We start from the raw sequence: 7399 nt of genomic DNA on the forward strand, positions 1-7399 counted from the left end.
CGTTGTTCTCGGCGCTGTTGAGGAAGAACTTGGTGTTCACCAGGTGGGCCCGGCCGCCCCGCTCGACCAGCATGCCGCCGCCGTCGCCCTGGTGCTCCTTGTCGTCCTTACCGTGCCAGTCCTTCTTCTCTTCCTTGCCTTGCCAGTCGTTCTCGCCGTCCGCGACAGGCTTGGCCGGGGCGGCAAGTGCCGGGGCCGCTGCCGGCGCCTCGGCGCCGGCGCCGGTCCCGGACGCGTTGCCGGGGGCCTTCTTCTTCGCCGGCGGTGTGTGCTTGACCTGCTTGTGTTCGCGGTCGGCGGCGGCGCCGTTCTTGACGGTGACGTCCTTCAGGGTCAGGTCACCGCCGTCGGCGACCCGGAAGATCCGGAACCCGTCCCGGGACTCCCGCTTGATCGTCGCGCCGTTGCCCTCGATCTTGATTTCCTGCTTGATCGTCGGCAGACCCGCGTCGGACTTCTTGTCGAACTCGTCCAGCTCGTACGTGCAGTCCGGGGTCAGCTTCAGCGTGCCACCCTCATCACGGTTGGCCAGGTCGAGGGCCTCGATCAACTCATCGTCGTCACAAGGCACCTCCCGCACCTTGCGCTCGTCCCGGTCCTTGTCCTTGTCCCGGTCCTTGCCCTCGTGACCCTTGTCCCGATCCTTGTTCTCGAGGTCCCTGTCCCGGTCCTTGTCCCGGTCCTTGCCGTCGTCGCTCGCGTACTGCGGGGCAGCCGCGCGGTTCTCCGACACCTGCTGCGGGTCGTCGGACTTGTTGTTGTCACGAGCGGCGAGGCCGCCCAGCGCCGCCAAGCCGACGACGCCGGTCAGTCCGGCCACGCCGGTGGCGACCCAGAGCGTCCGCCGTCTGTTCGTCGGCGGGGTCGTCTGGGCCCCGCCGTCAGAAGTGGTTACGTCGTTGGACATCAGAGCCTTCCGCCCTTTCGTGCTATCAGACGGGTCGCACCACCCCAGGTGGTGCGACTAGCTACAAATCGGTTGTAGCCTCTGATCAACACCGTATGAGAAGGATCCTCACGACGGGGACTTATCTGAAAAAACCCCATATTCAGGGCAAGTCTGGCGAGTCGTCGCGGTGTGGTCCGATGGGACCGGGAAGGACGAGAGCAGCGCAAATGACAACGGGCCCCACCACCGGCGCCGTAACGACGAGATACGTCGCAGACGCCGACGGCGGGGCCCGCCGTGGTACTACGTGCGGGGTCAGCCCGGCAGGCGCGGACCCGCCTCGCGCTGCTCGGCCAGCCAGGTCTCCACCTCGTCGGCCCGGCGCGGCAGGCCCGCCGACAGGTTCACCGCGCCCTCCGTGGTGACCAGGACGTCGTCCTCGATCCGGATGCCCAGGCCGCGCAGTTCCTCGGGGACCAGCTCGTCCTCCGGCTGGAAGTACAGCCCCGGCTCGACGGTGAGCACGTACCCCTCGCCCAGAGTGCCGTCGCGGTAGTTCTCCTTGCGGGCGTTCGTGCAGTCGTGCACGTCGATGCCGAGCATGTGCCCGAAGCCGTGCAGCGTCCAGCGGCGGTACACGGTCGAGGACTCGTCCATCGCCTCGTCCACGCTCACCGGCAGCAGCCCCAGGTCGGCCAGCCCCTCGGCGAGCACCCGCATGCAGGTGAGGTGGACGTCCTTGAACGCCACACCCGGCTTGATGAACTCGATGCCGGCCTGCTGCGACGCGTACACGATGTCGTAGACCTGCCGCTGCAGGGTGGTGAACCGGCCGTCCACCGGCAGCACCCGGGTCACGTCCGCGGTGTAGAGGTGCCGGTTCTCCACGCCCATGTCCATCAGCAGCAGTTCACCCGGCCGGGTGACGCCGTGGTTGTGCACCCAGTGCAGGATCGTGGCGTGCTCGCCGGCACCGACGATCGAGCCGTAGCCGACGTCGTTGCCGTCGTGCCGGGCCCGCAGCGCGAAGATCCCCTCCAGCAGCCGCTCCGAGACCCCCAGGTCGGCCGGCAGCACCCGGGCCACGTCCTCGAAACCGCGGACCGTGGCGTCGATCGCGTCCTGGAGCTGAGCGATCTCCCACTCTTCCTTGACCAGCTTCAGCTCCGCGATGGCGATCGCCAGTTCGCGGTCGCGGGCCGGCTGGTCCTCGTCCCGCGGACCGTCGTACGGCTGCACCGCGGCGTCCACCCGAGCGTCGAAGCCGCGCAGCATCCGGGTACGCGCCGGCGCCAGGCCGGCCAGCGCCGTCTCCAGCTCGGTCAGGTCGGCGGTGGGCAGCCCCAGTTCGCTCGACTTCTCCGCCAGGGTGTGCCGCCGGCCCAACCACAGCTCGCCGTGGCGGCTGCGGAAGAACTCGTCGGTCTGCCGGGAGGAGCGGGGCCGCATGTACAGGGTGGCGTCGTGGCCGGAGCCGTTGGGCCGCAGCACGAGCACGCTGTCCGGTTCGTGATCGCCGGTCAGGTACGCGAAGTCACTGCCCGGACGGAAGCGGAACTCGGTGTCGTTGGCGCGTATCTTCTCCCCGCCGGTGGGGATCACCAGCGTCTCGCCGGGGAAGGCGGCCGAGAGGGCGGCCCGGCGCTTGGCGTAGTTCGGCACCTCCGGTCGCGGGCCGACCGGCAGGGTGGTGTCCCGCCAGCCCTGCCGCATGAATGACAGGAACGCCGGTGGGAAGTCCGGGTCGTGCGACTCGGTGCCGTCGGCCGGCTTGCCGTCGGTGCGTTCCTCGGTCATGCCCCGCTCCCTTCGCGTCATTGCTGGTCCCGACGGTACCGCGAAGCCGGTTCGGAGCCTGAGCCGGCGGGCCGGGTCGGGTCGGCCGTACCGGCCCCGACAAGCCGGACCAGGTGGTATGAGATGGGGTGCGGTGCCCGTCCGGGCGAGGCCGGCCGTGCCGCGACGCCCGATCCGGACGCGTGGAAAGATGACGACCATGTGCGGACTCCTGGCCTTTTTCAGTGCCCGCGGCGACGCCGCCGCCCACCGCGACAACATCGCCGGAGCGTTGGAATGCCTGCACCACCGCGGACCGGACGAGACAGGTGTCGAGGTGGTGGGGGACGCCTCCGGCCGGTACGCGGACGGGGTGTTCGCCCACAAGCGGCTGGCGATCATCGACGTGGCGCTGAGTCACGAGCCGCTGCCGTACGCCGACGGGCGCTATCTGCTGACCTTCAACGGCGAGATCTACAACTACATCGAGCTGCGCGAGGAGCTGATCCGCGACTTCGGCGCCCGGTTCGCCACCAACGGTGACGGCGAGGTGATCGTCGCCGGCTACCACTACTGGGGCGAGCAGGTGCTCACCCGGTTGCGCGGGATGTTCGCGTTCGTCATCTGGGACCGTCAGGAGCGCCGCGCGTTCGGCGCCCGGGACTACTACGGCATCAAGCCGTTGCACTACCTGGAGACCGTCGACGGGCTCTACCTCGCCTCGGAGAAGAAGGCCCTGCTGCCGTTCGCGCAGTCCGCGTACGCCGGGGACGCCGGGGTCGACGCCGCGAACCTGAGCCACTACCTGACCCTCCAGTACGTCCCCGAGCCGGGCACCCTGCACCAGGGAATCAGCCGGATCGGTTCGGGGGAGTACCTCACCTGGACGCCGGGCGGGCGGATCGAGGTGCGGCGCTGGTACCGCCCGGTGTTCCGGCCCGCCCCGGTCTCCGACGAGCAGAAGCTCTACCACGAGATCCGGGAGACGCTGCGCGAGAGCGTACGCATGCACATGCGCTCGGACGTGCCGGTCGGCTCGTTCCTGTCCAGCGGGATCGACTCCACTGCGGTGGTGGCGCTGGCCCGGGAGTTCAACCCGAACATCCTCACCTTCACCGTCGGCTACGACGTGCCGGGCTACTCGGAGATCGACGTCGCCCAGGATTCGGCCCGCCACCTCGACGTGACCACCATCCCGACCAAGATCGGGCCGCAGGACATGATGGAGGCGCTGCCGAAGATCGTCTGGCACCTGGACGACCCGGTCGCCGACCCGGCGCTGGTGCCGCTCTACTTCGTCGCCAAGAAGGCCGCCGAGCACGTCACCGTGGTGCTCTCCGGCGAGGGCGCCGACGAGTTCTTCGGCGGCTACACGATCTACCGTGAGCCGCTCTCGCTGAGCGGCGTCAACGGGTTGCCGGGCGGGGTGCAGAAGGGCCTGCGGGCGGTGTCCAAGGCGATCCCGCAGGGGGTCAAGGGCAAGAGCTTCCTGGAGCGCGGCACCACGCCGATCGAGGAGCGCTACTACGGCAACGCGCGGATGTTCACCGAGGAGGAGAAGCAGCACCTGCTGCGCCGGTACGACCCGTCGGTGCGCTACACCGACGTCACCGCGCCCATCTACGCCGAGTGCACCGAGCTGGACGACGTCACCAAGATGCAGTACGTCGACCTCTACACCTGGCTGCGCGGGGACATCCTGGTCAAGGCCGACCGGATCTCCATGGCGCACTCGCTGGAGGTGCGGGTGCCGTTCCTCGACCGCGAGGTGTTCGAGGTGGCGGCGAAGATCCCGGTCGAGCTGAAGCTGCCGCCGCGCTCCGACGCCACCAAGTACGCCATGCGGCAGGCGTTGCAGGGCGTCGTGCCGCCGGCCATCGTGAACCGCAAGAAGCTGGGCTTCCCGACCCCGACCCGGGTCTGGCTGCGCGGCGAGATGTACGAGTGGGCCCGGCACGTGCTGACCACCTCGGGCGCCGGCGACCTGCTCGACCTGTCGTACGCGCTGCGGCTGCTGGAGGAGCACAAGCGGGAGGAGTTCGACCACTCCCGCAAGGTGTGGACGGTGCTGATCTTCTGCATCTGGCATGCGATCTTCGTCGCGAAGACGCTGGACCCGGGCATCCAGCGCAACCAGTCCGCCCTGCTCACCAAGCCCGTCGTCGGGTCCATGGTGCGCTGAGCCGGAGGCGGACAGGCGCGAGCGGTCAAGCAGAAGGGGGCCCCGACCGGGGCCCCCTTCGTGGTGCTGGTGATCAGCTGGCGGCGCAGGTGATCGTGGGTGAAGAGCTGGTGCCGCTGGCAAGGAAGCCGAAGCTCGTACTGCCGTTGACACCGACGGTGCCGTTGTACGACACGTTGCGGGCCGTCACCGACGATCCGGACGTGGTGTGAGTCGCGTTCCAGATCTGGCTGATCTGCTGGCCACTGGACAGGGTCCAGCTCGCGGCCCAGCCGTTCAACGGCGCGGTGCCGGTGTTCCTGATCTCCACCTCGCCCTGGAACCCACCGGACCAGCTGTTGGTCAGCTTGAAGGTGGCCGAGCAGCCGCCGTTACCGGCGGGCGGCGGGTTGCTGCCGCCCGAGCCGATGCCGGTCACCTCGCCGTTGCCGCCGTCGAAGGTCACGTCGGAGCAGCCGAAGAAGTTCTCCTGGCTGTCCGAGCGGACCCAACGCGAGTAGATGATGTGCCGGCCGCTCTTGTTCGACGGCAGGGTGCCGGTGAAGTAGTAGTGGCCGTCGTTGGTGCCGACCGCGCCGCGCTGCGGCGGGTTGGTCACCGTGAGGAACGGCTGCTCCTCCAGGTCGCTCCAGGCCAGCGCCCTGGTCGGGCTCCAGGTGTTCTTGGTGACGTAGAAGTAGAACGTGCCCGGGTGGTGGGCCCAGTTGCTGTACCGGAACTCCATCGTCCGACCGGCCGTCAGGTGGGTCAACGGCCAGTCGTTGCGGGCCAGGTCGTAGCCGCGGAAGCCGGTGGCGCCGCCGCTGCACAGCTGGCCGTCGGGGATGAAGCCGGTGGTGCGCCCGTTGGCGTCCGAACGCAGCACGCTGAACCAGTTGTAGAGCGAGTTCGAGCCGCTCTGCGCGACCGCGGCGGCGCAGGCCGGGTTCTGCGGCCGGATCTCGCCGGTGGGGGAGAGGCCGTCCTTCCAACAGAGGAAGGTGCGGGCACCCGGAATCATCGCCGCGCCGTGCGCGGCGGCCGGGTCGGGGCGGGCGGTCACCACGACCACGCTCGCGACAAGGGTGGCGGCTGCGAGGAGCAGCGCGCCCAGACGAGGACGGTGCACGGGTTCTCCTGACTCGCGGGGCACACAGGTGGGTGGCCCCGCCGAAACGCGCGGGGTGGCGACATGACGGCCGCCCCGCTGCTGCGGGCGGATGCGACGCTGCGGCGACCTGTGACGGGGTGGGTGTCCCGCCGGGCGGTGTGCCGCCAGCGGTCTGTCGACGTGTGTGAAAGCCCTCGCGCGTGATGAACCCGGCATAGGTGGCGCGCAGCCCCGCGCCACCTGATACCACCATCCCAGCATGCCGCGCGCATCGACGCAATAGCATCTCTCGATGCGTATCGTGGGCCCGGCTTCGCGTCGGGGCCGCCTCGCCAATACCGTGGCTTCGGCGCCCGGCACGCAACCGCTGTGCCAGCCTGGGCATCACGGACGGCCGACGGAGGGACCTGGAGATGGGATACGCGGTGGTGTTCGGCGAGGCGCTCGTCGACCTGCTCGACGCCGAGTGCGACGGCGCACCGGTCTACCGGCAGGCCATCGGTGGCGGCCCGCTCAACGTCGCCGTCGGGATCGCCCGGCTCGGCGGCGCGGTGCAGTTCGTCGGGTCACTCGGTGACGACGTGCTCGCCGACCGGATCCGCGCCTTCCTCGCCGCCGAGCAGGTCGGGCTGGCCGGGACGATCACCGCGGCCGTACCGACCACACTGGCCGTGGCCACCTTCGCCGGCCCGGAACCGGATTTCCGCTTCTACGGCGAGCCGCCCTCCCACTCGCTGCTCGCCCCCGACGACCTCGACGTCGCGCTGGTCGAGGGCGCCGACGTGCTCTACTGCGGCTCGATCGTGCTGCTCGCGCCGTCGACGCTGGCCGCCGCGCGGCGGGCCTGGTCGCTGTCGGGTCGACTGCGGGTGTTCGACCCCAACGTCCGCCCCCGCCTGCTGGACGGCCCGGCGGCGCTGGCCGAACTTCGCGAGGTGGTCGCCGAGTTCGCCGCCGGGGCGCACCTGGTCAAGCTCAGCACCGTCGACGCGGAGCTGCTCTATCCCGGTGAGCCGGTCGAGGGGGTGGCGGCGTACCTGCGGGAGTTGGGCGCCGGCACCGTCGTGGTCACCCTGGGTGCCGCCGGTGCGGTGGTCGCCGCCGCCGATGCCGATCCGGTACGCGTACCCGCCCCCAAGGTGGACGCGGTCGACGCCACCGGCGCGGGCGACTCGGTGATGGCCGCGCTCGTCGCCGACCTGCTCGTCGCCGGCGAGCCGGTCGAGCCGGCGGGTTGGCACGAGCGGGTCGCCTTCGCGTTGCGGGTCGCCGGGCTGGTCTGCGAGCGTGCCGGCGGCGCGGTCGCCATGCCCACCCGCGCCGAGGTGGTCGAGCGGTTCGACCGCTGATCGCCGCGGCCGACCTGTCCGGCCGGACGGGCGCTGCCACCGGCTCGCCAGGTCAGGCGGTGCCGTCCAGCTCGGCGTAGCCGCGGTGGGCGGCGATCAGGGCGGGGCGGGCC

The 7399-nt window shown here is 70.3% G+C and carries 4 protein-coding genes and 1 pseudogene; 2 read left to right on the forward strand and 3 right to left on the reverse strand.

Annotation, left to right across the window (positions count from 1 at the left end):
• Positions 1–907: pseudogene (locus C1I95_RS30235) on the reverse strand (hypothetical protein); the annotation flags it as partial.
• 297 nt (positions 908–1204) lie between these two features.
• On the reverse strand, positions 1205–2686 hold the full coding sequence (locus tag C1I95_RS30240) for an aminopeptidase P family protein (RefSeq protein ID WP_111219018.1): 1482 nt from the start codon (positions 2684–2686) through the stop codon (positions 1205–1207).
• A gap of 199 nt (positions 2687–2885) precedes the next feature.
• Between C1I95_RS30240 and asnB the strand changes: the two genes are divergently transcribed.
• Positions 2886–4847, forward strand: coding sequence for an asparagine synthase (glutamine-hydrolyzing) (gene asnB, locus C1I95_RS30245; protein ID WP_111219020.1), 1962 nt, complete (start codon positions 2886–2888; stop codon positions 4845–4847).
• A gap of 73 nt (positions 4848–4920) precedes the next feature.
• Here asnB and C1I95_RS30250 read toward each other — a convergent pair whose 3' ends face one another.
• Positions 4921–5955 carry a lytic polysaccharide monooxygenase auxiliary activity family 9 protein gene (locus C1I95_RS30250; protein ID WP_233513975.1) on the reverse strand — a complete coding sequence of 345 codons (1035 nt, stop codon included), beginning with the start codon at positions 5953–5955 and terminating at the stop codon, positions 4921–4923.
• Positions 5956–6350: 395 nt separating this feature from the next.
• Here C1I95_RS30250 and C1I95_RS30255 point away from each other — a divergent pair, with 395 nt between their 5' ends.
• The gene (locus tag C1I95_RS30255; RefSeq protein ID WP_111219022.1) at positions 6351–7286 is read left to right on the forward strand and encodes a carbohydrate kinase family protein; all 936 of its coding nucleotides are present in this window, start codon (positions 6351–6353) and stop codon (positions 7284–7286) included.
• The last annotated feature ends 113 nt before the right edge of the window (positions 7287–7399 follow it).

The organism is Micromonospora craterilacus, assembly GCF_003236315.1.
GTDB classification, from domain to species: domain Bacteria; phylum Actinomycetota; class Actinomycetes; order Mycobacteriales; family Micromonosporaceae; genus Micromonospora; species Micromonospora craterilacus.

Coding starts and splice junctions, on each gene's coding strand:
- asnB (WP_111219020.1), top strand. CDS start 2,886: ATGTGCGGACTCCTGGCCTTTTTCAGTGCCCGCGGCGACGCCGCCGCC.
- C1I95_RS30240 (WP_111219018.1), bottom strand. CDS start 2,686: ATGACCGAGGAACGCACCGACGGCAAGCCGGCCGACGGCACCGAGTCG.
- C1I95_RS30255 (WP_111219022.1), top strand. CDS start 6,351: ATGGGATACGCGGTGGTGTTCGGCGAGGCGCTCGTCGACCTGCTCGAC.